The sequence below is a fragment of the Micromonospora sp. LOL_013 genome, from assembly GCF_048060315.1.
In the GTDB taxonomy this organism is placed as follows: Bacteria; Actinomycetota; Actinomycetes; order Mycobacteriales; family Micromonosporaceae; genus Micromonospora_E.
On sequence record NZ_JBHMIQ010000013.1, the window covers coordinates 42,940 to 69,338 of the forward strand.

The following is a 26,399-nucleotide window of genomic DNA, read 5'->3' on the forward strand; positions in this document are numbered from 1 at the left end:
TAGTGGATCAGACGCTCTCTAGTGGATCAGACGCCTGCGGAACCGGGTGACGGCCAGCCACCATCCGGCCGCCACCCAGAGGCTCAGGTAGCCGAGATGTCCGGGGACGGACCAGGCGGGCGTGGTGCCGAGCGAGGCCGCCCGGCACAGGTCGACCCCGTGCCAGAGCGGCGACAGGTAAGCCAGCCAGCGCACTGTCACCGGCAGCGACTCCACCGGAAAGAACACTCCGGCGAACAGGGTCATCGGGATGACCGCGAACCGGAACACGATGACCATGTAGCTGTCGCTGCGGATGGTGGCCGCGAAGGCGGCCACCGGCAGGGCGACGGCCGCTGCCAGCAGCACGGCCACCGGCAGGGTCAGCACCGCCCAACCTGAATGCAGCGCACCGAACGCGGCGGCCACCGCGAGGAAGGCCACGGCACTGGCCAGCACCCGCAGCAGGACGAAGGCGAGCAACCCACCGACGATGTCGGCGATCCGTAGCGGAGCGGCTATCTGTGAGTAGTAGGTTCGTTGCCAGGTGAACCCGCCCAGCACCGGCCACGAGGACTGCCCGATGGCCACCTGCAACGCGGTGGAAGCGATCAGACCAGGGACGATCCAGTCGAGATAGCTGAACCCACCGACCCCCTGGTCAACGTAGGCTCCCACCCCCACACCGAAGCTGAGCACCGTCAACAGCGGCAGCAGGAACGTCGAGAAGACCGACGACCGCCAGGTCCGCCGGTAGCCGGTCAGGTTCGCTTCCAGGACGCTCGACGCCGGCCCGAACCAGCTCCGGGCCCGCGCCCCGGTCGATCGCGCGGTTGTCGTGGCCGTCGGCGTCGCGCCAGTGTCTGTCCCGGACATCCGTCGTCGCCCTCCCCCGTACCCGGTCCCCGGCCGATGTTGTACCGCCCGGGTACGACATCGTGGAAACGACGCCCCGGCCCGACCGCCCGGGATCTACCGGCCCGGCGTACTCTACGGCGACGGCGGGACATCCTCACCGGGATTTCCGTCTCCCGGGTCCGCCGCCCGGGATGGTCGCCAAGTTCTCGACGGTGGTCAGCAACAGCACCCGTTGCAGCGCCTGCCCAGCTGCCAACCACCGCCGCTCGGTGTCGCCCGTGGTGGACAGCACGAGAATGGCGGGTACGGCTCGAAGCGTTCGGTGAACTGGGTCAGACGCGGCGCTACCAGGCCGAAGTTTCGGCGACCCAACTGTCAGTGCGGCCCCGCCGTCAGTGCGGGCGGTTGCGCTCGATCGCCGGCGCCGCGACGCGCTCCGCCCAGTCGATTCGGCGCACCTCGTATTCGACCTCGCCGTGCTCGACGCCCTCAATCGGATCGTCCCACTGCAGGTGGAAGCAGCGGGCCAGGCGCAACCCGGCCGCTTCCATCACCCGCCGCGAGGCGACGTTGACCGCCATCGTCTCGGCGAAGACCCGGTCGACGGTCGGGTGGTCGAACGCCATCCGCAGCAGCGCTCGGGCACCCTCCGAGGCGTACCCCCGGCCCCAGGAGGCGCGCCGCAGTCGGTACCCGAGCTCCACCTCGGTGATCGCCAGCCGACCACCCCGGCCGTTGACCACACCGCTGGCGGGACCGACACCGGCCGGACCGGCGGCGGCCGGCTTCAGCGCGAACCAGCCGATGAAGGCGCCGCTGGAGCGCTCGATGGCGGCCCACTTGCCAAAGCCCGGAAAGCGAAGATAGTCACGCAGGATCGCAGGCAGGACCTCGCGGCGTACGGTTTCGGCCGGGGTCGGTCTGCCTCCGGTGAGGTACCGCATCACCTCGGGGTCACTGTCCAGCTCGACGAGCAGTGGCAGGTCGTCGATGGTGAAGCGGCGTAGTGACAGCCGGTCGGTCTGCGCGATCATCCCCGGCCGATTCTAGTCGATCAGGGTCCGGCCGGTGAGATGCAGGAAGACGTCCTCCAGACCGCTGCGCCGGATCAACGCGCTGGTCGGCGCCAGCCCACGGCGGTGCACCTCGTTGAGCGCCCCGTCGCCGTCGCCGGTGTAGAGCAGGATCCGGTCCGGCAGCGCCTCGGTCCGTTCGGCGATTCCGCCCAGTTTGTCGGCGAAGCTGTCCTGGTCGTCGGTCGGGAACCGGAGTTCGACCACCTCCCGGGTGGAGTAGCGGGTGATCAGGTCCCGCGGCGAGCCCTCGGCGACGATCCGACCGCCGTCCATCACCACCAGTCGGTCGCAGAGCTGCTCGGCCTCGTCCATGTAGTGCGTGGTCAGCACCAGGGTGACACCCCGTTGCTTGAGCCGGAACAGCCGCTCCCACACCAGGTGCCGGGCCTGCGGGTCCAGCCCGGTGGTCGGCTCGTCGAGCAGCACGATGTCCGGCTCGTTGACCAGGGCACGGGCGATGGTGAGCCGGCGTTTCATGCCGCCGGACAGCGGCTCCACCTTGCTGCCCGCCCGGTCGCGCAACTGCACGAAATCGAGCAGTTCGTCGGCGCGTCGCCGGGCGACCGGGCGCGGGATCTGAAAGAAGCGGGCGTAACTGACCAGGTTCTCCCGTACCGTCAGGTCCTGGTCGAGGTTGTCCAGCTGCGGGCAGACGCCGAGCCGGGCCCGGATCGCCGGGCCGTCCCGCTGCGGATCCATCCCGAGGATGCGCAGGGTGCCGCCGCTGGGCGGGGAGACGCAGCCCACCATCCGCATGGTGGAGCTCTTGCCGGCGCCGTTCGGCCCCAGGAAGCCGAACGCCTCACCGGGCGCGACATCGACGTCGATGCCGGCGACCGCGGTGAACGCCCCGAACCGCTTGACCAGACCGCGTGCGTGGATGAGTGGCCCGCTACCCCGTTCAGTCACGGCCCCGACGCTACCGCGCGGCCCCGACAGGGACGCCAGCGAGTTTCGCAAGCAGGCACCTTCCGCCAGATCGGGGACAAAGTACTGTACGAGCATCTTGAAGTTTACGCTTTGATGCACTAAGTTTGCCATCCTGGCTCACTATTCCTGGGTCAGCGGGCGAGTTCGTCACCTCGCCCGATCCCTGCCCACGCCGGTCCGCTCCGCCCGCGTGTCCACCGGCCCTCCACGTCGGACGACGCCACGTGCCGGACCCAGGTGAAGGACAATGACCAACGTGTTGGGAGTGTGGCCGGAGAACACGCATCAGGCGCAGATCCTGCGCCTGCTCCGCGACGGCCCGTGCTCGCGCGCCGAACTCGGCGACGCGGTCGGCCTCTCCAGGTCGAAGGTGGCCACCGAGCTCGACCGGATGATCGACCGGGGTCTGGTGGAGACCGCCGGTCCGGCCGCGTCCCGCGGCGGTCGTCCGTCGTCGATCGTCCGGATCGCCGCCGCCACCCGCTTCCTCAGCATCGACATCGGCGCGAGCACTCTGGACGTGGCGCTCACCGACGGCGAACTGCAGGTCGTGGCCCGGCTGGCCGAGCGCACCGAGCTGCGTAAGGGTCCGACAGCGGTGATCGCGCAGGCCCTCGAACTGGTCACCAAACTGGCCGCCGACTCGGGCACCACGCGGTTCACCGGCGCCGGCATCGGGGTGCCCGGTCCGGTCAGTTTCCACGAAGGCGTGCCGGTCTCGCCACCGTTCATGCCGGGTTGGCACCGCTTTCCGGTACGGGAGATGTTCAGCACCGAACTCGGCTGCCCGGTGCTGGTCGACAACGACGTCAACATCATGGCGCTCGGTGAGAAACACGCCGGCATCGCCCGTTCGTTCGACGACTTCCTGTTCGTCAAGATCGGCGCCGGGATCGGCGCCGGGATAGTGGTCGGCGGGTACGTCTACCGGGGGGCCAACGGTTGCGCCGGCGACATCGGCCACACCGCTGTCGACGAGAACGGGCCGCAATGCCTCTGCGGCAACGTCGGCTGCCTGGAGGCGTACTTCAGCGGTGCGGCGCTGACCCGCGACGCGGTCGCCGCCGCCCGAGCCGGGCGTTCCGACCAGCTCGCCGAACAACTCGCCCGGATCGGCACGCTCACCGCGCTGGACGTCACCCGGGCGGCCGCCGCCGGCGACCCGGTCGCGGTCGGCATGGTCCGCGACGGTGGACGACGCGTCGGTCAGGTGCTGGCCCGACTGGTGAGCTTCTTCAACCCGGGGATGGTGGTGATCGGCGGCGGGCTCGCCGGAATGGGTCACGCGTTACTGGCCGAGATCCGAGGCGTCGTCTACCGCAGCTCACTGCCGCTGGCCACCGGCGACATGCCGATCGTCCTGTCCGAGCTGGGTGACCAGACCGGTCTGATCGGCGCTACCCGGATGATCAGCGACCACGTCTTCACCGCCAGCTGAGCCGACCTGCCCGACCCCGGGCGCATCCGCCACCGGACGGCTCCACCACCGCGGCCGGTCACGGCTGCTGCTCGACCGACGCCCGGGCCGCGGCCACCAATTCGGCGGTACGCTCGGGCAGCCAGGCCGCGTCGGTGTCGACGCCGGCGTCGTAGCGCACCGTCCAGCTCAGGCCGTCGATGCCGGACACCCGCCGGCCCACCACCCGAGCCCCACCACCATCCAGCTGGTGGTGCATGCTGTAGCCGACCGACCGGGTCACCCTGGTCCGGACCTGGTCCGGAACGTCTCCCGGGTCCGAGAGGTCGAACGAGATTGCCGGCCCGTCGGCGACCACGGTGTAACCGTCGTGCTCAGACACCGTCTCGGCCGGCGTGACGACCAGCGTCTCGCCCGACCAGACCGCCTTGTGCACCCGGTGCCAGCCGAGCCGGGTGGCCCGGCCCGGCAACCACAGGCCCCGGTTGGTGACGACCAGCGTGCCGGTCGCGGTCCCACTCCAGGCCAGCACCCGCTCGTCACGGTCCAGCGGCGGCCGCTGGTCGGCCGGCAGCCGCGCGCTACGCCGAAACAGACTCCACACCGTCACAACCCTCCCACGGCTTGTTCGCGCAACGCACGCGCATGCTGTTCCAGGGAGAACAGCTCTCCGGCCAGGGTCAGATACTCGTCCTGGTTGGTCACCGGATTGATCCGCTGCACCTTCGACTTCAGCTCCCTGATCCGGGTGGTGACCGCTCCCCACTGCAGGCGGGCCAGGGTCACCGAGACGTAGTACGGGTCCGCCTCCCGGTCGACGTGCAGCGGTTCGACTGCCAGCTCGGCGACCAACGCCCGGGCCGCGAGGTCGGCGCAGTTGTCCCGGACCCGCTCGATCCACACCGCTCCGGTGGTAGCGGCTGCGGCCCCGCCGGCCTGCGCCATCGCGTCCCGCAGCACGGCGTGTACCGGATGCTGGTAGACCTCCGCGCCGAGATTGTCGAACATCGGACCGGCGAGCACCGGCACCTGGAGCCCGAGCTTCAACGCCTCCCGTTCGACCAACGTCTGAGGATCGTCCGGCTCGTTGCGCGGCTTCGGCGCCGCCGGCTCAGGCACCGCCGCCCGGCCGCCAGCGGTCCGCTGCGGCCCGGCCGCCGCCGCAAGCACTGCCCGCTGCACCGGTTCGATTTCCATCCCGAGGTCGCCAGCGAGCTTGCGCACGTACTCCGGGCGTTTGTCCCGGTCCTTGAGCTTCGCCACCAGCGGCGCGGCCCGCCGCATCGCCTCCACCCGGCCATCGACGGTGTCCAGGTCGAACCGGCTCAGTACCTGCCGCAGCGCGAAGTCGACCAGCGGTTCCCGGCGCGCGACCAGGTCGCGCACCGCGAGGTCGCCCTTTGCCAGCCGCAGATCGCACGGATCCATGTTGTCCGGGCTGACCGCGATGAAGGTACGCCCGACGAAACGCTGATCCTCCTCGAACGCGCGCAGCGCCGCCTTCTGCCCGGCCGCGTCCCCGTCGAAGGTAAAGATGACCTCCCCGGCGACCGCCTCGGTGTCCATCAGCAGCCGGCGCAGTACGCCGATGTGGTCCGCGCCGAACGCGGTGCCGCAGGTGGCGACGGCGGTCGGCACCCCGGCCAGGTGGCAGGCCATCACGTCGGTGTAGCCCTCCACGATCACCGCCCTGCCCTGCCGGGCGATCTCCCGCTTCGCCTGGTCGATCCCGTACAGCACGTGAGACTTCTTGTAGATCGGGGTTTCCGGGGTGTTCAGGTACTTTGGTCCGTCGTCGTCGTCGAAGAGCTTACGCGCGCCGAAGCCGATGACGTCGCCACCGAGCTCCCGGATCGGCCACAGCAGGCGGCGCCGGAAGCGGTCGATCAACGAGCCGGACCGGGCCTGGCGGGCCAGCCCAGCGGTGATCAGCTCCTGGGCGGTGTAGCCCCGCTGGCGCAGATGCCGGGTCAACTCGTCCCACGCGTCCGGGGCGAACCCGCACGCGTACCGCTCGGCGGTCGCCCGGTCGAACCCACGGCGGGCGAGGAACTCGCGGGCCGGCCGGGCCGCCGGGTCGGTCAGCCGGTCGACGTAGAACTCGACCGCGGCGGCGTGTGCCGCGGTCAGTCGTTGCCGCTGACCGGTCTGCTGGCGGACCGGCGCGGGACCGGCCTCGATGTAGCGCAGCTGGATCCCGGCACGGGCAGCGAGCCGCTCCACCGACTCGACGAAGGTGAGATGCTCGGCCTCCATCAGGAAGGTGATCGCGTCCCCACCCTTGCCACAACCGTGACAGAAGTACACGTTCCGGCCAGGTGCCACGGTGAACGACGGCGTCTTCTCGTCGTGGAAGGGGCAGAGCCCCTTGAGGTTGCCGCCACCGGCCGACTTGAGTGTGACGCTCTCCGAGATGATGTCGGCGATCGACGTACGCTCCCGCACCAGCGAGATGTCCTCGTCCCGGATCCGACCAGCCATGCTCTGCCGCCCTCCTTCGAGGTACATCCTGCCCTGCCGCCACCATCACCGACGGTGCGGGTGCCGAGAGCCGGGAGCCGGCACCCCACCGGCCGCAGCGGACCCCCGAACCCCACCCTGACCAGGCAGGCTTCTGTCAATACGCACTTTCCACGCCTCGCCGAAGAACAGACCTTGTCCTCACCTGTAACCAGGGCAATACTGTCTGTGTCGTACCTAGTGAACCGTTCGCTGGCTTGTTTCTCTTTCTTCACGATTCACTGTGTCTCGTCTACATTGCCGGATCCCCAGCCCGAAGGAGGAGGCACCCCCATGCCCCAGCTGCTACCCGAGACCAGCGCCACCGACCACCTGGACGTGATCGCCCTCGACGAAGCGCCCCGACTGTGCGCCCTCTACCGCGGCCAGGACGCCGAGCTGGCGCCGGAGGACGAGCTTCCACACATCGCCGGCTGGGTGCTGGCCTGGCCGGACGGCTCGGCCCTGACCCTGCTCACCGAGGGCGACCAGCCACGGATCATCTCCGGATCGCTGTCGAACGTCGAGACCTGGTGGTCGGCGCTGCTCGCCGCAGACCTGGTCGCGGTCCGCCCGCCGGCCGAGGGCCGAGTGAGCCACCGGCCGTGAACCGGATCAGACGCGGGTCGGACCCGGCCGCCCCGCCGGCCGGGTCAGCCGCCGGTGCCAGGAGATCGCCGCCAGATCGGTGAGTGACGCGACCTGGTCGATGATCACTCGGGCCCGGGCCCGGTCCTCCGACGCGTCCGACCACAATGGGAGAAATACCGGGTCCAGACCGGCCGGGGCGTACGCGGTCAACGCCTCGACGAGTTCGGCGAGGATTTCCCGCTGCCGCAGGTAGCCGGCGGCGGCACCCGGCCGACGCATCACGTAGCGCAACGTCAGCCCCTTCAACAGCGCGCACCGGGCGCGCACCACCCGCGGCACGACCAGATCGGCCGCGTACCGCCGCACCGGCTGCCCACCGGAACACTCCCGGGTGGCCGACACCGCGGCGGCGACGAACGCCCCGGTGAGCATGCTGGTCGTACCCTTCAGCGCTGCCTGGGCCGGGTGGCTGCCGTCGTAGCCCGCCAGCAGCCGCAGCTCCGGCCGGGCCAGCAACTCGGCCAGGATGCCGGTCAATTCGTCGGCGGACTCGGTGGAGTACACTGCGGCGACGTCGGCCGCCAGCGCAGCCTGTTCGTCGGGGTCCGCGATCAGCCGACCGAGGTCGATGTAGCCGCCATGGATACCGTCCTCCAGGTCGTGCACCGAGTACGCGACGTCGTCGGCCCAGTCCATCACCTGCGCTTCCAGGCAGCGCCGCCGGCCGTCGGGCGCGCCGTCGCGCAGCCAGGCGAACACCGGCTGGTCGTCGGCGTACACCCCGAACTTGCGCTCGCCGGGCCGGCGTGGCCAGGGGTACTTGCAGGTAGCGTCGAGCGAGGCCCGGGTGAGGTTGAGCCCGACGGAATCGCCGGACGGACCGATCACCTTTGCTTCCAGGCGGGTGAGCACCCGCAGCGTCTGCGCGTTGCCTTCGAAGCCGCCGTAGCCGGCGGACACCTCGTCCAGTGCCCGCTCACCGTTGTGCCCGAAGGGCGGGTGTCCGAGGTCGTGGGCCAGGCCCGCGACGTCCACCACGTCCGGGTCACAGCCGAGCCGGGCACCCATCTCGCGGGCGATCTGCGCGACCTCCAGCGAATGGGTCAACCGGGTCCGGGGTACGCCGTCCGCGCCGCTCGGATCCGCCAGATGCACCTGGGTCTTGGCCGCCAGCCGCCGGAACCCGGCCGAGTGCAGCACCCGGGCCCGGTCCCGCTCGTACGGGCTGCGCCCGTAGCCGGTGTCCTTGGCCGGCTCCGGCACCAGACGGTGCACGTCGGCGGCGCGACCAACCGCCGGGCCGTCCGGAGAGGGACTCACCTTCAGCAGCCTAACCGCCCTGGCGGCGCGGCGAACCGGCAACCCGACCGGCCCGTCGGGGGCGGCGAACCGAACCCCTCGTGCGGCGGCGCCGTCACCCGACCGGGTAACGATTTCGGGGTGGTTTCCGGTTTGTGTCGTGATGTTGACGTCGGCCCTGCGGGACCGCACCGACCAGCCCACAATCGGGGCGTGGCTGACCAGGGGTGGACCCGTACCAGCCGGCTCGTACACATCTGCGATGTCGCCGAACCGATGCGGTACGCCGTCGAGGAGCACTGCGCCGGCCAGCTCATGGGAGAGCTGGCCGGCGCCAGCGCCTGCTGTCTGACCAGTTCGACCGGCCCGACCGGATCGGCGCGACCACCGCGCCGTCATCATCGGGTCGACATCCTGCTCGGGCGGCACCTGGTCACTGCCGGGGACGATCCGCCGCACCGCTACGCCCGGTCGGCACGACTGGCCACGCTGGCGCTGGCCCTGCCGGCGGCGGACGGCATCCTGGTCACCGCCCGCTGGCAGACCCACGGCCGGCCCGAGTCCTGCTGGCTGGGGTTCGGCGACGGGCCGGACGGCCGGACGTTCCTGCTGCTGTTGCGGGCCGCGGTGGGGCGGGCCACTCAGCCACGTCCGCTGAGCACGCAGAACTCGTTGCCCTCCGGATCCGCCAGCACCATCCAGGTGACGTCGCCCTGGTCGATGTCGACCCGGCGGGCACCCATGTCGACCAGCCGCTCGACTTCTGCTGCCTGATCCGTCGGGCGCAGGTCGATGTGCAGCCGGTTCTTCAACTGTTTGCTCTCTGGCACCGGAACGAAGATCAGCCCGGGCAGTTGGTCCGGCGCGCGCCGGATCTCCACCTCGTCCGACGCCTCGTGCACAATCTGGTAGCCGAGCGCCTGCGCCCACCATCTGGCTAGCCGGGCCGGGTCGTGGGCGTCGACCACCAGGTTCTCCCACTGACTTGCCACCGGCCACCTCCTGAGGTCGTACGGACCCGGTTCCAGGCCTACCGTACGGCGACGACCACCGACCCGGCAGGGTGACGGGCCAAACACCCGAAGTCAGTTTGATGATCGTTCGCAATAGCCAATCAGTTATCGATTGCTGTCCGATTGCCGATGGTTACGGGTCCACAAAGAAACATCGCCTGCGGTAACGTGCCAGGAGCACATCGTCACTGCCGCCTCGACCGGACGATTGGACAACCCGCTGGTGTCGATCATCGACCGACCGAGGCCCGCCGGCACCCCACCCGGCCCGGTGGCGGAACCCTGCGCCCACTGTCGCGCGGCGCGCAACGTCGCCGACGCCGCGCCGACCGCGGCCGCCCTCCCCGTCCGGCCACCACCCGCCGGTACGCCTGCGGCAGGTCGGTCGGGACGAGGTCGGCGACCAGCCAACCGGACGATCGAGTGAAGGAGACCGCCGGTGGACACTGACACCGCTATCGTTACCGAGCTGAACGGGCTACGCCACTGGGTGCCCGATGTGACCGGGTCCGTACTGACCGGGGTGGACGGCCTGCTGATCACCCACGACCTCGCCAGCACCGAAGCGGAGAGCATCGCCGCGCTGGCCGCCGCCAGCGTCGGCCTGGGGCGGCGGTTCGCGATGACCGCCGGCCACGGTGACCTGCGGGAGACCGTCATCCACGGCAACCGTGGCCAGGTCGCCCTCTACCCGGTGGGCGACCGGGCGCTGCTCGCCGTGCTCGCCGGACCGGGCACCGATCCGGGCCTGCTGCACGCCCATGGCCGTCGGGCCGCCCGGTCGATCGGCGAACTGCTGCGGAGCAGGCCGGCCGGCAACGTCGCGGCACCGGTGCCGGGCCTGCTGGACAACCACGCGCCGCTGGCGGTCCGCACCCCGATGGCGACCCTGCCGTACAACCCGGCGCTACCTCGCCGCCGGTTCTGACCAACGCCGGCCGGCGGGAACCGAGGCGGCGGCCGGGCACCCTCCTGCCCCCCAGGGTGCCCGGCCGTTCTTCGTCAGCGGCCGGTCAGCGGCTGTCCGAGCCGGTCGACTCGACCGTTGCCCGGCCGGCCTCCAGCCGGGCGACCGGCACCCGGAACGGCGAGCAGGACACGTAGTCCAGGCCCGCCTCGTGGAAGAAGTGCACTGAGTCGGGGTCGCCGCCGTGCTCGCCGCAGACCCCGATCTTCAGACCGGGCCGGGCGGCGCGGCCCTCCTCGACGGCGATCCGCACCAGCCGGCCCACGCCGTCCCGGTCGATCGACTCGAACGGCGAGATGCCGAAGATGCCAAGCTCCAGGTAACGCCAGAAGAACGCGCCCTCCACGTCGTCACGGGAAAATCCCCAGCCCATCTGGGTCAGGTCGTTGGTGCCGAAGGAGAAGAACTGCGCCGATCCGGCGAGCTGACCGGCGGTCAACGCGGCCCGGGGCACCTCGATCATGGTGCCGATCAGGATCTCGACTGACCGGTCGCCGAGCACCTCGGCGATGATCCGGTCGGCTTCCGCGCGTACCGTCTCCAGTTCCTGGACCGCACCGACCAGCGGGACCATGATCTCCGGGCGCGGATCGCGCCCGGCGGCGGCCAACTCGACGGCAGCCTCGGTGATCGCCCGCACCTGCATCGCGAACAACCCAGGGATGACCAGGCCGAGCCGCACACCGCGCAGGCCGAGCATCGGGTTCTGCTCGTGCATCCGGCGCACCGCGGCGAGCAACGCCGTGTCGCGGCCGGCGTCCTGACCCCGGGCCTGCGCCAGGGCGACCGAGACGGCCAACTCCTCAAGCGACGGCAGGAACTCGTGCAGCGGCGGGTCGATCAGCCGTACGGTGACCGGCAGGCCGTCCATCTCCTGGAAGATCTCCCGGAAGTCGGCCCGCTGCAGGGGCAGCAGTTCGGCCAGCGCGGCCGCACGCTCCGCCTCGTCACGGGCCAGGATCAGCCGCTCCACCAGTTCCCGGCGGTCGCCGAGGAACATGTGCTCGGTGCGGCACAGCCCGATCCCCTCGGCGCCGAACCGCCGGGCCCGCGCGGCGTCTGCGCCGGTGTCGGCGTTCGTACGCACCGCCAGCCGCCGCCGGTCGTCGGCGTGGGACAGGATCCGGTGTACGGCGAGCACCAGCGGGTTGGTGGAGCTCGCCGGGTCGACGGCGCCTTCGAAGTACTGCACCACCTCGGATGGTCGCACCGGCACCGCACCGAGGTACAGGCAGCCGCTGGTGCCGTCGATCGACACCACGTCACCTTCGGAGACGGTGAGATCGGCGACCATGAACCGCCCGGCCCTGGCGTCGATGTCGAGGGCGTCGGCCCCGCACAGGCAGGTCTTGCCCATCCCCCGGGCCACCACGGCGGCGTGGCTGGTCTTGCCGCCCCGGCTGGTCAGGATGCCCTGCGCGGCGATCATGCCGGGCAGGTCGTCGGGGTTGGTCTCCCGCCGGACCAGGATCACCTGCTCTCCCTGCCTGGCCAGCTCGACCGCCCGCGCCGAGTCGAAGACGACCCTGCCGACCGCGGCACCCGGCGAGGCACCCACCCCGGTGGCGATCGGCGGCGGCGCGTCGGACAGGTCGAAGCAGGGGAACATCAGCTGCGCCAGCTGTGCCCCGCTGACCCGGTGCAGCGCCTCGTCCAGATCGATGATCCCCTCGTCGACCAACTGGCTGGCGACGATGAACGCGGCGGCGGCGGTCCGCTTGCCGACCCGGGTCTGCAGCATCCACAGCTTGCCGCGTTCGATGGTGAACTCGATGTCGCACAGGTCCCGGTAGTGGTTCTCCAGCCGGGCCATGATGGCCAGCAGCTCGTCGTATGAACGGGGGTCGAGCCGGGCCAGCTCCTGCAGCGGCAGCGTGTTACGGATCCCGGCGACCACGTCCTCGCCCTGCGCGTTGGCCAGGTAGTCGCCGTAAACCCCCTGGTCACCGCTGGCCGGGTCGCGGGTGAAGGCGACGCCGGTGCCGGAATCCGGCCCCAGGTTGCCGAAGACCATCGCCACCACGTTGACCGCGGTGCCGAGTTCGGCGGGGATCCGCTCCTGACGCCGGTAGATCACCGCCCGTTCGGCGTTCCACGAGTCGAAGACCGCCCGGATCGCCAGGTCGAGCTGCTCGCGGGGGTCCTGCGGGAAGTCCCGGCCGGTGTGCGCGAAGAAAATCTTTTGGTACGCCCGGACCAGTCCGCGCAGCGCGTCGGCGTCCAGCGCGAGATCGTCGTCGGAGCCGGCGGCCCGCTTGGTTGCCTCCAGCGCCTGGTCGAACTCCTCCCCCGGCACCCCGCAGACCGTCCGGCCGAACATCTGGACCAGCCGACGGTAGGAGTCCCAGGCGAATCGTTCGTCACCGCCGGCCTGGGCGGCGAGCCCCGCCACGCACTCGTCGTTGAGGCCCACGTTGAGCACCGTCTCCATCATTCCCGGCATGGAGAACCTGGCCCCGGAGCGGACCGAGACCAGCAGCGGGTCGGCGGGGTCACCGAGCCGTTTACCCCGCTGGCGCTCCAGCCGGGCCAGGGCGGCGGCGATCTGGTCGGGCAGATCCGGCGGTACCGCGCCGGTCGTCAGGTAGGCCCGGCACGCCTCGGTGGTGATGGTGAAGCCGGGTGGGACCGGCAGGCCGAGATTGGTCATCTCGGCCAGGTTCGCGCCCTTGCCGCCGAGCAGATCCCGCTGGGAGCGGTTCCCCTCGGTGAAGTCGTAGACGTACCTGTGGTGATCGGTTGTCTGCCGGGACGGGTCGCCCGGTCCGCCGGATTCCGCCATTGTTGGCCTCCCATGTGCCGTTCGGCGCTGAACGATGGTTCACCAATGGCCATTGGTTGGCGCAGGTTAAGCGACCGGGGAGGCCAGCCGACAGTAGTGGGTGACCAGCCGCACAGGAAACGACACAGGCGGCGATCGGATACCCGTTCTGGGAGCGCTTCCGTGCGCAGTTCTGCGCATTCACCGGTGAGCTGGATCACGCCGGTCGACCGGTGTGAGGTACGGGATCCGCCAGCGGATCTCAGCCGCCGGAATCGGCGGTCTCCGCCCCGACCGGGACGGAATCGTCGTCCCGGCTGGCCAGCCATCCGCACGGAAGGAAGACCTTGCCCGGCGAGTTCGTCCGGCCCCGCGGCTGGCCCAACGTGTGCCGGGGGAACGGCTCGGCCGGGTCGAGCTTGGACAGCAGCGCGTCGAGCTCCGCCAGGCTGGACACCATGGCGAGGGCCCGGCGCAGCTCACCGCCGACCGGAAAGCCCTTCAGATACCAGGCCACGTGTTTACGGAAGTCGGTGCAGCCGTCCCGCTCGGCGTCGGCACGCCCGTCCCGTCCGGTGCCGAACCAGTCGACCAGCAGCTCGGCGTGCCGGCGCATGGTGGCGGCGACCGCGCCCAGGGTCGGCAACGTCCGCCCGGACCCGCCCTCGAACGCCGCCGACAGGTCGGCGAACAGCCACGGCCGGCCCAGACAGCCCCGGCCGACGACGACCCCGTCGGCGGCGGTGTGCGCCACCATCCGCACCGCGTCATCGGCCTCCCAGATGTCACCGTTGCCGAGCACCGGCACGCTCAGGGTCTGCTTGAGCCGGCCGATCGCGTCCCAGTCAGCGGTGCCCGAGTACCGCTGGGCGGCGGTACGGGCGTGCAGCGCCACCGCCGCGACCCCCGCCTCCTGGGCGGCCAGCCCGGCGTCCAGGTACGTAAGGTGATCGTCGTCGATGCCCTTGCGCATCTTCACCGTCACCGGTACTCCGGCGGGCGCGGCCGCCCGGACCGCGCCGGCGACGATCCGGCTGAACAGCCGGTGCCGCCACGGCAACGCCGCACCACCGCCCTTGCGGGTGACCTTGGGCACCGGGCAGCCGAAGTTCAGGTCGATGTGATCGGCCAGGTCACGTTCCACCACGATCCGCACGGCGGCTGCGGTGACCTGCGGATCGACCCCGTACAGCTGCAGGCTCCGGGGCCGTTCGGACGGCGCGAACGCGATCATCCGCAGCGTCTTCGGGTTGCGCTCGACCAACGCCTGCGTGGTGATCATCTCGCAGACGTACAGCCCGCCGCCCTGCTCGCGGCACAACCGGCGGAAGGCGACATTGGTGATCCCGGCCATCGGCGCCAGGACCACCGGTGGCCACACCTGGTGACGGCCGAGCGGCAGCGGCGGGAGGACCGGCGCGGACCCGCCGGCCGGCCGGGACACGGTGACAGACACGCCGTCCAGGATTCCACGGGCCCACCCGGCACCGGGCCCGGGCCCGGTGGTCAGCCGGTCGGCAACCGCTCCAGCAGGTACCGCTCGACCTGGTCCAGCGACACCCGCTGCTGCGCCATGGTGTCCCGGTCCCGCACGGTCACCGCGTCGTCGGTCAGCGTCTCGAAGTCGACCGTGACGCAGTACGGCGTACCGATCTCGTCCTGCCGCCGGTAGCGGCGACCGATGGCCTGCGAATCGTCGAACTCGACCATCCAGCGGCGGCGCAGCGCGGCGCCAAGGTCACGTGCCTTCGGCGAGAGGTCGGCGTTGCGCGACAGCGGCAGCACCGCGACCTTGACCGGGGCGATCCGCGGGTCGAGACGGAGTACGGTCCGCTTGTCGACGCCGCCCTTGGTGTTCGGTGCCTCGTCCTCGTCGTACGCCGCCAGCAGCAGAGCGAAGACCGTCGCGGTGAGGTCCGCCGCCGGCTCGATCGCGTACGGCACCCACCGCTCGCCCCGGTCCTGGTCGAAATAGGAAAGGTCGGCACCGGAATGCTTGGCATGCGCGGTCAGATCGTAGTCGGCACGGTTCGTGATCCCTTCCAGCACCACGAATTCCTGATAGGCGCCACCGAGCCGGAATTCGATCTCGACGATCCGCTTGGCGTGCTGCGGCAGGCCGGCGAGGGGCACCTCGGTACGGCGCAACTGCTGTGGCGCGAGACCCAGGTCGACGTACCAGTCCCACCGCTGCTGCGCCCAGTACCCCAGCCAGTCGTCGTCGCTTCCGGGCTCGACGAAGTACTCCAGCTCCATCCGCTCCCGCTCGTGGCTGCGCAGCAGGAACTCGCCGGGACCGACGACGTTGCGGAAGATCCGGCCGACCTGGGCGATGCCGAACGGCGGCTTCTTGCGGGCGGCGATCATTACGTTGGCGAAGTTCACGAAGGTGCCCGGTGCCGCCTCCGGCCGCAGGTAGTACCGGTCCGGTGGTGGCCCCGGACGGTCCGGTGAGACCTCGAGCAGCCCGCTGACCTGCTGCGGGTCGGTGAGGCTGCCCCGGCTGCCGCAGCTCGGACAGGCGAGCTCGGCGAGTGCGGCAGCCGGCTGTTCCCGGCGTACGGTGGACGCCTCGACGATCCGGTCCAGCGGTTGGGTGAGGTCGCAGGCCCGGCACCGGACCCGGGTCTGGGTGTAGGTGTCGAGCAGGCCGGACGCGGTGAACACCGGCCTCGCCTGGATGACCGCCGCGTCGAGGCCGACGACATCGTCGCGGTGCTGCACCACCGTGCGCCACCACTGCCGGCGGACATGCTCCTTGAGCTCCACACCGAGTGGCCCGTAGTCCCAGGCGACCGGCTGGCCACCGTAGACCTCACCAGACGGGAACGCGAAACCACGCCGGTGGGCGAGACTGGCCACGGCGTCGATGCGGTCGGCTGGCATGCGCTGCTCCTACACCGGCTGGCGGCCGGCGGGGATGTGCGGACGGGCTGATCTGGCAGATGTTCGGAGGCTACCCCTCGACGCCGCAGACCTCTAGCTCACCGGTGCCGGTGTCCTGGTTGAGCGACACTCGCAGGGTGTCGCCGCCGCCTCGGGCGTAGTCGACCTCCACCGGTACGACGATCCGGCTGGTGACCGAGACCTGACCGACCTCGTAGCCGGTGATCTCCGGCTCCGTGGCGAGTCGTCGGGCGAATTCACTGGCCGACTCGCGGCGCTGCGCCTCGGCGCAGAGCATGGCGTACGCAGCGTCGAAGTCCTGCTGGCTCACCGCCTCGAAGTAGTCGCCGACCGCGATCCGGGCCTGTTCGTCGATCGCTTCGGCGCCAGTGACGATGAGTCCGACCAACGCGACGGTGCCACCGCCACAGCACAGCAGCAGCGCGAGCGCCGCGACGCCCAGCCCGATCCAGACCCGCGCGGTACGGCCTTCGGCCGGCGGAGCGGCGAACGGCGGCGCGACTCCTGGACCAGCCGGCACCGGGTAGGTCGGACCGGGCACCGGAGTCACCGGGTTGGCAGCCGAGGTCACCGGGCCGGGCACCGGGGTTGCCGGGCCGGCAGCCGGCGTGTCGTCCGGTGCGGCCTCAGACTGTCCGGTCGCAGCAGGCTGCGGCGGCGGCTGGCGGTCCGGCGGCGCCCACGGCGAGGGTGCCTGCCACGGGGACGCCTCGTCGGGCACGGCGGACGGCGGGCGCGGCTGCGCCGGTCCGGGATCGGTCATGAGGCAAAGGGTAGTGCCCGCCGGCTCACCGTCCCGGCTCCGCCGCCCGGTCACTGCTGTGGGCTGCGGGTTCTTCTCCAGGCCCGGCGGTGACCAGCTCCTCGTACGCGGACGGCTCGTCGAGCGATTCGGCGAGCAGCGGCGTCGCGTCCACCTTCACCTCGAAGGAGCCGAGCGCCCGCCGGTAGGTGCCCACCGACTCCCATTCGGTGACCAGGCACCAGCGGTGCGGGTCCTCCAGCGCCCGGGTCAGTGCGCCGCGCCGGTACCCCGGGCGACCGGCCAGGGCTCGCAGCGCGGCCCGGGCGCGATCGACGAAGCCGGGCGTGTCCGCCTCCGGCACGGTGAACCGGTTGACCACCAGCACGTCGCGTCCCCTCCTGACTAGAGTCGGTCGGATGCAGCCTACGCAACCGTCGCCGCCGGTGCGCCCCGGGCGGATCAGCCCGACCGGGGCGTTCCTCGCCGCCCTGGTGCTCGTCCTGGTCGGGCTCTTCGCGCCGGGCGTCGTCGGCGCGACAGCGCTGCTGGTGCTGGCCGCCGGGCTGGTCTGGTTGCTGCGTCGCAGCTGGCCGGCGGTGCCGGCGGCCGGGCGCATGTTTCGCCTGGTAGCGCTCACCCTGCTGGTGGCGGTCGCCCTCGCCAAGGTGTTCTAGCCGGTTCAGCCCGCTCGCCGCAGGCTGCAGCGAATCATGCAACCATGCGTTTTTGACAATCATTATCGTCGCCACGGACAGTTGCCTGATGCACAGCCACCTCTTCCGCCGTACCGTCGCCACCACCGCAGGTGCCCTGCTGGCCCTGGGCGGCACCGCCGCCTGTGCCCAGGACGGCGGCGACGGGTCCGCCGACGACACCACGGTCGACGTGGTCGCCGCCTTCTACCCCTTGCAGTTCCTGGCCGAACGGATCGGCGGCGACGCCGTCACGGTGACCGGTCTCGCGCCCCCCGGAGCGGAGCCGCACGACCTGGAGCTCAGCCCTCGGCAGGTCGGCGAGGTCAGCGACGCCGACCTGGTCGTCTACCTGAGTGGCTTTCAGCCCGCCGTCGATGACGCGGTGGAGCAGGAGGCTGGCGACCACGCCTTCGATGTGGTGGAGGTCGAGCCGCTGCTGGACGCCACGGACGGTGGGCACAGCCACGACCACGACGGCGAGGACGACCACGCCGACGAAGACGAGCACGCCGACGAAGACGAGCACGCCGAGAACGAGGCGGACGACCACGCCGACGAGACCGGCGCGAAGGACCCGCACCTGTGGCTGGACCCCACCCGGTTCGCCACCGTCGGTGACGCGCTGGCCGAGCGTCTCGCCGCCGTCGACCCGGACCACGCCGACGACTTCACCGCCCGCGCCGCCGCGCTGCGCACCGAGTTGGAAACCCTGGACGCCGAGTACACCGAGCGGCTGGCCGACTGCGAGCGCCGGGAAATCATCACCAGCCACGCCGCCTTCGGCTACCTGACCGTCCGCTACCAGCTCGACCAGATCGCAATCACCGGGTTGAGCCCGGAGGACGAGCCGACCCCGCAGCGCCTCGCAGAGGTGATCGAGGAGGCCCGGGAGCACCAGGCGACGACGATCTTCTTCGAGACCCTGGTCAGCCCGAGCGTCGCCGAGACCATCGCTGACGAGACCGGCGCCGAGACTGCGGTGCTCGATCCGATCGAGGGACTGCAGCCGGACGCCGACGGGGACTATTTTTCGGTGATGCACGACAATCTGAACAATCTGACCGACGCCCTGGGGTGTTCGTGACCACCAGCGTCGTCCAGGTATCGCGCGGAGCGGTCGGCTACGACAACCGCACCGTACTTCGCTCCGTCGACCTCACCGTGACCAGCGGTGAGGTCGTCGCGCTGCTGGGCGCCAACGGCTCCGGCAAGTCGACCCTGATCCGCGCCGCGCTCGGGCTGGTGCCGCTGCGCGGCGGCTCGGTGCACCTGTTCGGGGTGCCGGCCGGACGGTTCCGGCAGTGGCACCGGATCGGCTACGTCCCACAACGGCTCGGTGCCGGCAGCGGCGTACCGGCCACCGTGGGCGAGGTGGTCGCCTCCGGCCGACTGGCCCGCCGCGGCGTACTGCGGCCGCCCGGCGCCGCCGACCGCACCGCTGTCGCCGCGGCGCTGACCGCCGTCGGCCTCGCCGACCGGTCCCGGGATCCGGTGGCCACGCTCTCCGGCGGGCAGCAGCAACGCACGCTGATCGCCCGCGCGCTGGCCGGCGAACCGGAGCTGCTGGTGCTCGACGAACCCACCGCCGGGGTCGACGCGGCCAGCCAGGAGGCGTTCGCCCGGGCGCTCGGCGCGTTCGTGGCCGGCAACGGTACGGTGCTCCTCGTCGCCCACGAGCTCGGTCCGCTGCAACCGCTGATCGACCGGGCCGTGGTGCTGCACCACGGCGAGGTGGTGCACGACGGCCCGGTGCCCGCGCCGGCCGGCCACCACGCGGACCCGGGACACGACCACGTCCATCCGCATGCTTCGGTGGAACCGTCCCGGATGTGGAGCGCATGAGCATCTTCCAGTACGAGTTCATGATCCGGGCACTGATCGGGGCCCTGGTCATCGGCCTGGCCGCCCCGGCCCTCGGCATCTACCTGGTGCAGCGTCGGATGTCGTTGATCGGCGACGGCGTCGGCCACGTGGCGCTGACCGGCGTCGGCGTCGGTCTGCTGCTGGACCGGTCCCCGGTGCTCACCGCCGTGATCGCTGCCGCGGTCGGGGCGGTCGCCATCGAGCTGCTGCGCGAACGCGGGCGTACCTCCGGTGACATGGCGCTGGCGCTGCTCTTCTACGGCGGCATCGCCGGTGGGGTGATGCTGGTCGGGCTGGCCGGAGACCGCAGCAACGCCAACCTGATGGCGTACCTCTTCGGCTCGCTCACCACCGCCTCCGTCGAGGACCTGTGGGTGATCGTGGTGCTCGCCGCGGTCGTGCTGACCGCGATGCTGCTGCTGCGGCCGGCGCTGTTCGCCATCTGCCACGACGAGGAGTACGCCCGGGTCTCCGGCCTGCCGGTGCGCACCCTCAACCTGCTGATCGCGGTGACCACCGCGGTGACCGTCACCATCGCCATGCGGGCGGTCGGCCTGCTGCTGGTCAGCGCGCTGATGGTGGTCCCGGTGGCGACCGCCCAGCAGATCACTCGGGGCTTCCGCAGCACCATGGCGATGGCGATGATCATCGGTACGGCCTCCGCCGGCTGCGGGGTGTGGCTGGCCGGCACCGCCGACACCGCGATGGGCGCGACCATCGTGATCCTGGCGATCGCTGCCTTCGCGGCCACCGCCGTCGGCGCCGGGACGTGGCGGCGGCTGCGCCGCCGGGCCGGCACGCTGGCCGTCCACCGCCGGCAGCCCCGCGAGGTCGAACCGCCCGAGGTGGTCCTGGACTGTCCCGCCGAGATGGTCCCGGATCGTCCCGTCTGACCTGGTACAGACCCGGCGACGAGCACCGCTGAGCCGCCTGCCTGCCGATCCGGCTCCGGTATTGGTTACCGTTGCGGGGTGACGATGGCCAACGGCTACGACGGGTACGAGAGCGCCAGCGAGTTGCTGCGCGCACTCTCTGCCCCGCTGCGGGTGGCCATCGTGACCGAGCTCGCCCAGGGTGAGCGATGTGTCCACGAACTCGTGCAGAAGCTCGGCGCGCCGCAGCCGCTGGTGTCCCAGCATCTGCGGGTGCTGCGGGGCGCGGGCGTGGTGCACGGCTCCCGGCGTGGCCGGGAGATCGCTTACGCGCTGGTCGACGAACACGTCGCGCACATCGTAGCGGACGCTGTCAGTCATGCCCGGGAGGTCCGGTGAGCAGCCGCCGGCACTGGCCCGGGCAGAACACGTCCCGGAGGCCCTGAATGAGGACTGGAGACACCACACCCGGCACCGCGGAGCCCTCGACGGTGCGCAACACCCGGCAACGCAGCGCGGTCAGCGCCATCCTCGACGAGCTCGCCGGCTTCCACAGCGCCCAGGAGCTGCACGCCATGCTGCGCCAGCGGGGCGACCGGGTCGGTCTGACCACGGTCTACCGGACGTTGCAAGGGCTGGCCGACTCCGGCGAGGTCGACGTGATGCGCCCGCCCGGCGGCGAGCACCTGTACCGGCGGTGCAGCCAGGGCCACCACCACCATCTGGTCTGTCGCTCGTGCGGAAGCGCGGTCGAGGTGGCCGGGCCGGCGGTGGAAAACTGGGCGGAACGGATCGCGGCCCAGCACGGCTACGTCGGGGTCAGCCACACCATGGAGATCTTCGGGACCTGCCCGAAATGCGCCGCCCGGCGTACCCCTACGACGTGACCGCGCCCGCGCGATTCCGGTCCTCGTACGGCACGCTGTGCGCATGCAGATCTACGCCGACCGTTTCCGCGCGCCGCCCGGCAACTCGCCACCGACCTGATCGTCGTCGTTTCGGGTCTACCTGTGGATCCGCGCCGCCAGCTGGCTGCAGGACCGGGTCGGCGAGCTGGCCCTGGCGCTGGCCACCCGCCCGCTCGGCACCATCGGCGGCCACCGAGGCGTTGGCGGAACTGGAGCTGCGGGCGTTGGGCCTACGTGGCCGGCGCTGACCGGCCGCCACCCGCACCACGGTCGCCACCCGCACCACCGTCGGCACCACCGTCCTCGTCCTCATCCTCGTCGCCGTCCAGCCAACCACGGTGTACGAAGGGCAGGGCGACCCAGAAGATCAGGAACCATACCCCGGTGAGACCGCTGAGCACGAACGCGACCGGTCGGGACAGGATGAAGTCGGTGACCAGCAGCACCGAGCTGACCATGGCGACCAGCATCAGGCTGAGACCCCCGCTGGCCATCCGGTGGGCGAACCGGACCTGCTCCGGCTTACGGCCACGCCGGAAGAGCGCCCGGTGGAACGCCACCGGCGAAATGATCAACGCTGCGGCGGCCGCCGCCGCCAGCAGCGCCACCACGTACACGTCCCGTTGAAACCCGTTCGTGTCGGGGAACCCGCTGCTGAACGGCAGGGTCAGCAGGAACGCGAAGAGGATCTGCACCCCGGTCTGGGCGACCCTCAGCTCCTGTAGCAGATCGGAAAAGTTGCGCTGCCAGCGTTCCTTCTCAGTCTCCCGGTCCACGTCCGCTCGTCCTCCTGCCGGACCGCCCACGCTCAACTGGCGGTCAGCAACGTGCCCCGGACGCCACGGCGGGAAACCTCTACTCGTACTGCTGCCGGGGGGCGTCGATCTGCTGCCACGACTCGACCGCCAGATAGGGGATGCTGGCCCCGTTCACCGGGTCGGTGCCGATCCGGTCGCTGTACCGGCCGACCACCGCGATCCAGGTGTCCGCCGGCAGCCCGGTCGGGGCGCTGCCGTCCATCCCGACCTTGATCGGCCGGCCGTCGGCGGCACAGCAGGAGAGCACGATCCGGGCCAGCATCGGCTCACCGTCCGGGCCGTCGGTGACGAAGCCGGTGAGCCGTACGTCGCGCCCGTCCAGCGACCGGCCCTCGTCGAAGATCGCCCGGGAGGCGTAGTCGAGCACGCTGATCTCGGCCGGATCGCCGTCCGGCAGCGGCGGATAATCCGACGATGCCTGCTCGCTGCTCAACGCGGTGCCGGCCTGCGCGACGGCGTACGAACCCAGCGCCGGCGGGGCGACCAGTAGCAGCCCGAGCACCGGCAGGATCAGCAGCCAGCCCACCCTCGGCTCGTGATGGGCGTGGCCGTGGCCGTCGTCGGCGGAGCAACCGTGCCCGTCGTCGACGGCGTGGCCGTGCCCGGCATGTACGCCGACGGCAGGGGCCGGTGTCGACCGACGCCGCAGGTCGTGCCAGAGCGTCATGACCGCTGCGACGATCAGCAGCAGGCCGGCGGCGATCAGGAACGGTTGCAGCGCCTCCTTGACGTACCGCAGGTACATGTCGGTGACGCTGGCCCGTACCACCGCGCCGCCGAGGAGCAGCAGCACCACGCCTTGAGCCTGTTTGTTCACAACAGCACCGTCCCCACCGCGACCGCCACCACGATGGCGATCAGGAATGTCGCCGGAGCGAACCGGTACGCGAATCTGCGCCCGAACGTGCCGGCCTGCATCGAGACAAGTTTCAGGTCGACCATCGGGCCGACGACCAGGAAGACCAGCCGTGAGGTGAGCGAGAACTGCGACAGCGAGGCCGCGACGAAGGCGTCCGCCTCCGAGCAGATCGACAACAGCACGGCGAGTACGGCGAGCGCCAGAATGGACAGCACCGGGTTGTCTGCGAGGGTCTGCAGCCAGCGCTCCGGCACCAGCACGTTGATGCTGGCGGCGGCCATCGCGCCGATGACCAGGAAACCGCCGGCGTGCATGATGTCGTGCCGGACCGCCGCCCAGAACGCCCGCGCCCGGGACAGGTCGTCCAGGTCGGGCCGGCGCGGCAGGCGAATCCAATCGGTGCGACCCAGCCGCAGCCACAGCCAGCCCATCACGACCGCGACGAGCAGGCTGGCGACACCTCGACCGACGACCATCTCGGGGTTGTTCGGGAAGGCAACCGCCGTGGCCACCAGCACGATCGGGTTGATCGCCGGAGCGGCGAGCAGGAAGGCCAGCGCGGCAGCCGGCGCGACGCCCCGACGGATCAGCGACCCGGCGATCGGCACCGAACCGCACTCGCAGCCGGGCAGCACCACCCCGGCGGCGCTGGCCACCGGCACCGCCAGCGCCGGGTGTTTCGGCAACGCCTTCGCCCAGAACGACCTGGGTACGAAGACTGCGATCACCGCAGAGAGCCCCACCCCGAAGACCAGGAACGGCATCGCCTGAACCATCACCGACACGAAGACCGTGGTCCAGGTCTGCAGCCGGGGGTCGGAGATCAGGTTGGCCAACGGCTCGCGGAAGATCACCAGCCCGATCAGCAGGAAGGCGAGCACCTCCACTGAGCCGACCCGGTCACCGAACAGCCGGCGTCGGGGCGGACGCGGGCCGCCGGGCGGTCCGGCGCCGCCGCCGGACCCGGGCAGGTCGTCGTCGGCCGGTGCGGCCCAGTCGATGTCGTCGCCTGGGCGCGTCCGACGCGTCGCGGTGCGATCGGCAGCGGTCACGGCGGGCTGGTCCCCTCGCTGGTGTGAAGGCGGGCAGTTCACGATAACCCGCGCAGGGGTGCCCGCCACCACACCGGGACGCGCCCACTGTCGGTGCGGTGCCGCCGGTGCTAGCGTCGGTGGCACAACCTGATGTCCCACAGGGGAGCGCACACAGCGCTGAGAGTGCGGGGAGTCCCGCAGACCCTCGAACCTGATCTGGGTAATGCCAGCGCAGGGAGTTGGAGCGACGTATGACGCAGCAATCTTTGCCCGCCGACCGCAGCTGGCGGACCGTCGACATCGTGGTCGCCTCGGTGATCGCCGTCGCGTTCGGGGTGGTCTTCTGGCTGTGGGGGTTGATCTGGGCCGCTACCGAGGCCGCGTTCACCTTCTTCCCGCCCGCTCAGGCGGTGCTGTACGGGGTATGGCTGGTGCCGGCCGTGCTCGGCGCACTGGTGATCCGCAAGCCGGGGGCCGCGCTGTTCTGCGAGCTGGTCGCCGCGGTCGTCTCGGCGGCGTTGGGCAGCCAGTGGGGCGCCGTGGTGATCGTGCAGGGGCTGGCCCAGGGGGTCGGTGCCGAGCTGGTGTTCCTGGCGGTGGCGTACCGCTCGTTCCGGCTGCCGGTGGCGCTGGCCGCCGGTGCGGCCGCCGGGCTCGGCGCGGCGATCTTCGACCAGATCCGCTACTACGCGCCGTACGACCTGGTCAGTTTCCGGATTCCGATCTTCATCGTCACCGTGGTCAGCGCGATCGTGCTGGCCGGTGCCGGCAGCGTGGCGCTGACCCGGGCCCTGGCCCGCACCGGGGTGCTCGACCGGTTCCCCTCCGGCCGCGACCGCACCACGGTGTGACCCGGCCGCGACCGTGCGGGTCGTGAGCCGGCTGGAGCTGCGCGGGTTCGGCTGGCGACACGCCGGCCGCCGGGCCTGGGCGGTCCGTGACGTCGACCTGAGCGTTGACGCCGGTGAACGGGTCCTGCTGCTCGGGCCGTCGGGGGCCGGCAAGAGCACGCTGCTGGCGGCGATCGCCGGGGTGCTGCCGGCTGACTCGGGCGAGCAGGCCGGCACCGTCACCGTCGACGGGCTCGACCCGCGCAAGGCCCGCGAGCGGGTCGGCATTGTCTTCCAGGATCCGCAGACCCAGCTGGTGATGGCGCGCAGCGGCGACGACGTGGCGTTCGGTCTGGAGAACCGGGGGGTGCCGGCCGAGCAGATCTGGCCGCGGGTGGACGCCGCGCTGGCCCGGGTCGGCTTCCGGTACGGCCGGGACCGGCCGACGGTCGCGTTGTCCGGCGGCGAGCAGCAGCGACTGGCCCTGGCCGGGGCGCTCGCCCTGCGGCCGGGTCTGCTGCTGCTGGACGAACCGACCGCCAACCTGGACCCGGCCGGCGCCGACCTGGTCCGCAACGCCGTCGCCGGGGCGCTCGACGGGGACCGGGACACCACACTGGTGATCGTCGAGCACCGGGTGGCGCAGGCGCTGCCGCTGGTCGACCGGGTGGTGGTGCTGTCCGCCGGGGGCGGGGTGCGGGCTGACGGCGAGCCGGACGAGGTCTTCGACCGGTACGGCGGGCAACTGGCCGCCGACGGTGTCTGGGTGCCCGATCAGCCGCTGCCGCAGCGCGGTGGTTTCCCTGCCCGGGCCGGTGAGCCGCTGCTGATCGCCGACCGGGTCGGGCTGGTGCCCCGGCTCGCCCCGCTCGCCGACGAGGTGCCGCTACGCGCCGGCGAGGCGCTGGCCGTGCTGGGGCCCAACGGTGCCGGCAAGACCACGCTGGCCCTGCTGCTCGGCGGGCTGGTCGCAGCCACCGACGGAACGGTCCAGGCCACCGCCGCGTTGACCGGCGACGGCCGGGTCGGCCCGGCCCCGCACCGGTGGCGGGCACCGGAGCTGGTCCGCCGGATCGGCAACGTGTTCCAGAACCCGGAGCACCAGTTCGTCGCCACCACGGTGGCCGACGAGCTGGCTCTCGGCCCGCGCCGCTGCGGGCTGGCGGAGTCGACCGTCGCCAGGGTGGTCGACGAGTTGCTGCAGCGGCTGCGGCTGGACCGGTTGGCGGCTGCCAACCCGTACACCCTCTCCGGTGGTGAGGCGCGGCGGCTGAGTGTGGCGACCGCCCTGGCCACCGCGCCCCGCCTGCTGGTGCTCGACGAGCCGACGTTCGGCCAGGACCGGCGTACCTGGCTCGAACTGGTCACGCTGCTCGGTGAGCTGCGCGACGCCGGGCACGGGATCGTGACGGTGACCCACGACGTCGACCTCGTCGCCGCCCTCGCCGACCGGCGGTTGACCCTATGAGCCGGCCGGC

Annotated in this window: 26 protein-coding genes and 1 riboswitch; of the genes, 11 read left to right on the forward strand and 15 right to left on the reverse strand. The window is 71.3% G+C overall.

All coding sequences use genetic code 11. The features are described from left to right. Positions 1-18 precede the first annotated feature (18 nt). From ACFHWS_RS10730 to ACFHWS_RS10740, 3 genes are all read right to left on the reverse strand, one after another. Positions 19-855, reverse strand: a complete 837-nt coding sequence (locus ACFHWS_RS10730) for an ABC transporter permease (RefSeq protein ID WP_416554461.1) — start codon at positions 853-855, stop codon at positions 19-21. A gap of 374 nt (positions 856-1,229) precedes the next feature. After that, positions 1,230-1,871: a GNAT family N-acetyltransferase gene (locus tag ACFHWS_RS10735; protein WP_416554459.1), complete on the reverse strand. Its 642-nt coding sequence runs from the start codon at positions 1,869-1,871 to the stop codon at positions 1,230-1,232. Between the two features lie 12 nt (positions 1,872-1,883). After that, a complete protein-coding gene (locus ACFHWS_RS10740) occupies positions 1,884-2,822 on the reverse strand; it encodes an ABC transporter ATP-binding protein (protein ID WP_416554457.1) in 939 nt (312 codons plus the stop codon). Between the two features lie 268 nt (positions 2,823-3,090). Here ACFHWS_RS10740 and ACFHWS_RS10745 point away from each other — a divergent pair, with 268 nt between their 5' ends. Beyond that, positions 3,091-4,281, forward strand: coding sequence for an ROK family transcriptional regulator (locus ACFHWS_RS10745; protein WP_416554454.1), 1,191 nt, complete (start codon positions 3,091-3,093; stop codon positions 4,279-4,281). A 58-nt stretch (positions 4,282-4,339) separates the two neighbouring features. Here ACFHWS_RS10745 and ACFHWS_RS10750 read toward each other — a convergent pair whose 3' ends face one another. Next, positions 4,340-4,864, reverse strand: a complete 525-nt coding sequence (locus ACFHWS_RS10750; protein ID WP_416568114.1) for a hypothetical protein — start codon at positions 4,862-4,864, stop codon at positions 4,340-4,342. Positions 4,865-4,866: 2 nt separating this feature from the next. Beyond that, entirely contained in the window at positions 4,867-6,768 is a 1,902-nt protein-coding gene (dnaG, locus tag ACFHWS_RS10755; RefSeq protein WP_416554450.1) for a DNA primase, read from the reverse strand. Positions 6,769-7,053: 285 nt separating this feature from the next. On the opposite strand from dnaG, the gene ACFHWS_RS10760 reads away from it, so the two are divergent. Beyond that, complete coding sequence (locus ACFHWS_RS10760) at positions 7,054-7,368, forward strand: hypothetical protein (RefSeq protein ID WP_416554448.1); 315 nt, start codon at positions 7,054-7,056, stop codon at positions 7,366-7,368. Between the two features lie 6 nt (positions 7,369-7,374). On the opposite strand, the gene ACFHWS_RS10765 is transcribed toward ACFHWS_RS10760, so the two are convergent. Together ACFHWS_RS10765 and ACFHWS_RS10770 are read right to left on the reverse strand one after the other, a co-directional pair. Further along, positions 7,375-8,670: a deoxyguanosinetriphosphate triphosphohydrolase gene (locus ACFHWS_RS10765; protein WP_416554446.1), complete on the reverse strand. Its 1,296-nt coding sequence runs from the start codon at positions 8,668-8,670 to the stop codon at positions 7,375-7,377. Positions 8,671-9,290: 620 nt separating this feature from the next. Next, entirely contained in the window at positions 9,291-9,641 is a 351-nt protein-coding gene (locus ACFHWS_RS10770) for a VOC family protein (RefSeq protein WP_416554444.1), read from the reverse strand. A gap of 460 nt (positions 9,642-10,101) precedes the next feature. Between ACFHWS_RS10770 and ACFHWS_RS10775 the strand changes: the two genes are divergently transcribed. Then, entirely contained in the window at positions 10,102-10,590 is a 489-nt protein-coding gene (locus ACFHWS_RS10775; RefSeq protein WP_416554442.1) for a roadblock/LC7 domain-containing protein, read from the forward strand. An 85-nt stretch (positions 10,591-10,675) separates the two neighbouring features. On the opposite strand, the gene ppdK is transcribed toward ACFHWS_RS10775, so the two are convergent. The 5 genes from ppdK to ACFHWS_RS10800 form a co-directional block, all read right to left on the reverse strand. After that, the gene (gene ppdK / locus ACFHWS_RS10780) at positions 10,676-13,411 is read right to left on the reverse strand and encodes a pyruvate, phosphate dikinase (RefSeq protein ID WP_416568115.1); all 2,736 of its coding nucleotides are present in this window, start codon (positions 13,409-13,411) and stop codon (positions 10,676-10,678) included. Between the two features lie 241 nt (positions 13,412-13,652). Next, positions 13,653-14,846, reverse strand: coding sequence for a tRNA dihydrouridine synthase DusB (gene dusB, locus ACFHWS_RS10785; protein ID WP_416554438.1), 1,194 nt, complete (start codon positions 14,844-14,846; stop codon positions 13,653-13,655). A 50-nt stretch (positions 14,847-14,896) separates the two neighbouring features. Continuing rightward, positions 14,897-16,276, reverse strand: a complete 1,380-nt coding sequence (locus tag ACFHWS_RS10790) for a glycine--tRNA ligase (protein WP_416568116.1) — start codon at positions 16,274-16,276, stop codon at positions 14,897-14,899. A 70-nt stretch (positions 16,277-16,346) separates the two neighbouring features. Continuing rightward, complete coding sequence (locus ACFHWS_RS10795; protein WP_416554572.1) at positions 16,347-16,838, reverse strand: hypothetical protein; 492 nt, start codon at positions 16,836-16,838, stop codon at positions 16,347-16,349. 247 nt (positions 16,839-17,085) lie between these two features. Next, positions 17,086-17,427, reverse strand: coding sequence for an antibiotic biosynthesis monooxygenase family protein (locus ACFHWS_RS10800; RefSeq protein WP_416554434.1), 342 nt, complete (start codon positions 17,425-17,427; stop codon positions 17,086-17,088). Between the two features lie 31 nt (positions 17,428-17,458). Here ACFHWS_RS10800 and ACFHWS_RS10805 point away from each other — a divergent pair, with 31 nt between their 5' ends. The 6 genes from ACFHWS_RS10805 to ACFHWS_RS10830 all read left to right on the forward strand — a co-directional run bounded on the left by ACFHWS_RS10805 (position 17,459) and on the right by ACFHWS_RS10830 (position 21,359). Beyond that, on the forward strand, positions 17,459-17,716 hold the full coding sequence (locus ACFHWS_RS10805; protein ID WP_416554432.1) for a DUF6703 family protein: 258 nt from the start codon (positions 17,459-17,461) through the stop codon (positions 17,714-17,716). 88 nt (positions 17,717-17,804) lie between these two features. Continuing rightward, positions 17,805-18,821 (forward strand): metal ABC transporter substrate-binding protein, encoded by a 1,017-nt coding sequence (locus ACFHWS_RS10810; RefSeq protein ID WP_416554430.1) that lies wholly within the window; start codon positions 17,805-17,807, stop codon positions 18,819-18,821. Continuing rightward, a complete protein-coding gene (locus tag ACFHWS_RS10815; protein ID WP_416554428.1) occupies positions 18,818-19,579 on the forward strand; it encodes a metal ABC transporter ATP-binding protein in 762 nt (253 codons plus the stop codon). The genes ACFHWS_RS10810 and ACFHWS_RS10815 overlap by 4 nt, the downstream gene beginning before the upstream one ends. Then, complete coding sequence (locus ACFHWS_RS10820) at positions 19,576-20,493, forward strand: metal ABC transporter permease (protein ID WP_416554426.1); 918 nt, start codon at positions 19,576-19,578, stop codon at positions 20,491-20,493. The genes ACFHWS_RS10815 and ACFHWS_RS10820 overlap by 4 nt, the downstream gene beginning before the upstream one ends. A gap of 84 nt (positions 20,494-20,577) precedes the next feature. Next, the gene (locus ACFHWS_RS10825) at positions 20,578-20,871 is read left to right on the forward strand and encodes an ArsR/SmtB family transcription factor (protein WP_370461550.1); all 294 of its coding nucleotides are present in this window, start codon (positions 20,578-20,580) and stop codon (positions 20,869-20,871) included. A 47-nt stretch (positions 20,872-20,918) separates the two neighbouring features. After that, complete coding sequence (locus ACFHWS_RS10830; RefSeq protein WP_416554424.1) at positions 20,919-21,359, forward strand: Fur family transcriptional regulator; 441 nt, start codon at positions 20,919-20,921, stop codon at positions 21,357-21,359. A 251-nt stretch (positions 21,360-21,610) separates the two neighbouring features. Here the strand turns inward: ACFHWS_RS10830 and ACFHWS_RS10835 are convergent, their stop codons facing one another. From ACFHWS_RS10835 to ACFHWS_RS10845, 3 genes are all read right to left on the reverse strand, one after another. Further along, the gene (locus tag ACFHWS_RS10835) at positions 21,611-22,156 is read right to left on the reverse strand and encodes a DUF6328 family protein (protein WP_416554422.1); all 546 of its coding nucleotides are present in this window, start codon (positions 22,154-22,156) and stop codon (positions 21,611-21,613) included. 79 nt (positions 22,157-22,235) lie between these two features. Beyond that, positions 22,236-23,015: a TIGR03943 family putative permease subunit gene (locus tag ACFHWS_RS10840; protein WP_416554420.1), complete on the reverse strand. Its 780-nt coding sequence runs from the start codon at positions 23,013-23,015 to the stop codon at positions 22,236-22,238. Next, complete coding sequence (locus ACFHWS_RS10845; protein WP_416554570.1) at positions 23,012-24,028, reverse strand: permease; 1,017 nt, start codon at positions 24,026-24,028, stop codon at positions 23,012-23,014. Before ACFHWS_RS10845 ends, ACFHWS_RS10840 begins: the two co-directional genes overlap by 4 nt. Positions 24,029-24,240: 212 nt before the next feature. Next, positions 24,241-24,346, forward strand: a riboswitch (TPP riboswitch). On the opposite strand from ACFHWS_RS10845, the gene ACFHWS_RS10850 reads away from it, so the two are divergent. Continuing rightward, positions 24,343-24,942, forward strand: a complete 600-nt coding sequence (locus tag ACFHWS_RS10850; RefSeq protein ID WP_416568117.1) for an ECF transporter S component — start codon at positions 24,343-24,345, stop codon at positions 24,940-24,942. It overlaps the preceding riboswitch by 4 nt. A gap of 22 nt (positions 24,943-24,964) precedes the next feature. Then, a complete protein-coding gene (locus ACFHWS_RS10855; RefSeq protein ID WP_416554416.1) occupies positions 24,965-26,389 on the forward strand; it encodes an ABC transporter ATP-binding protein in 1,425 nt (474 codons plus the stop codon). Positions 26,390-26,399 lie beyond the last annotated feature (10 nt).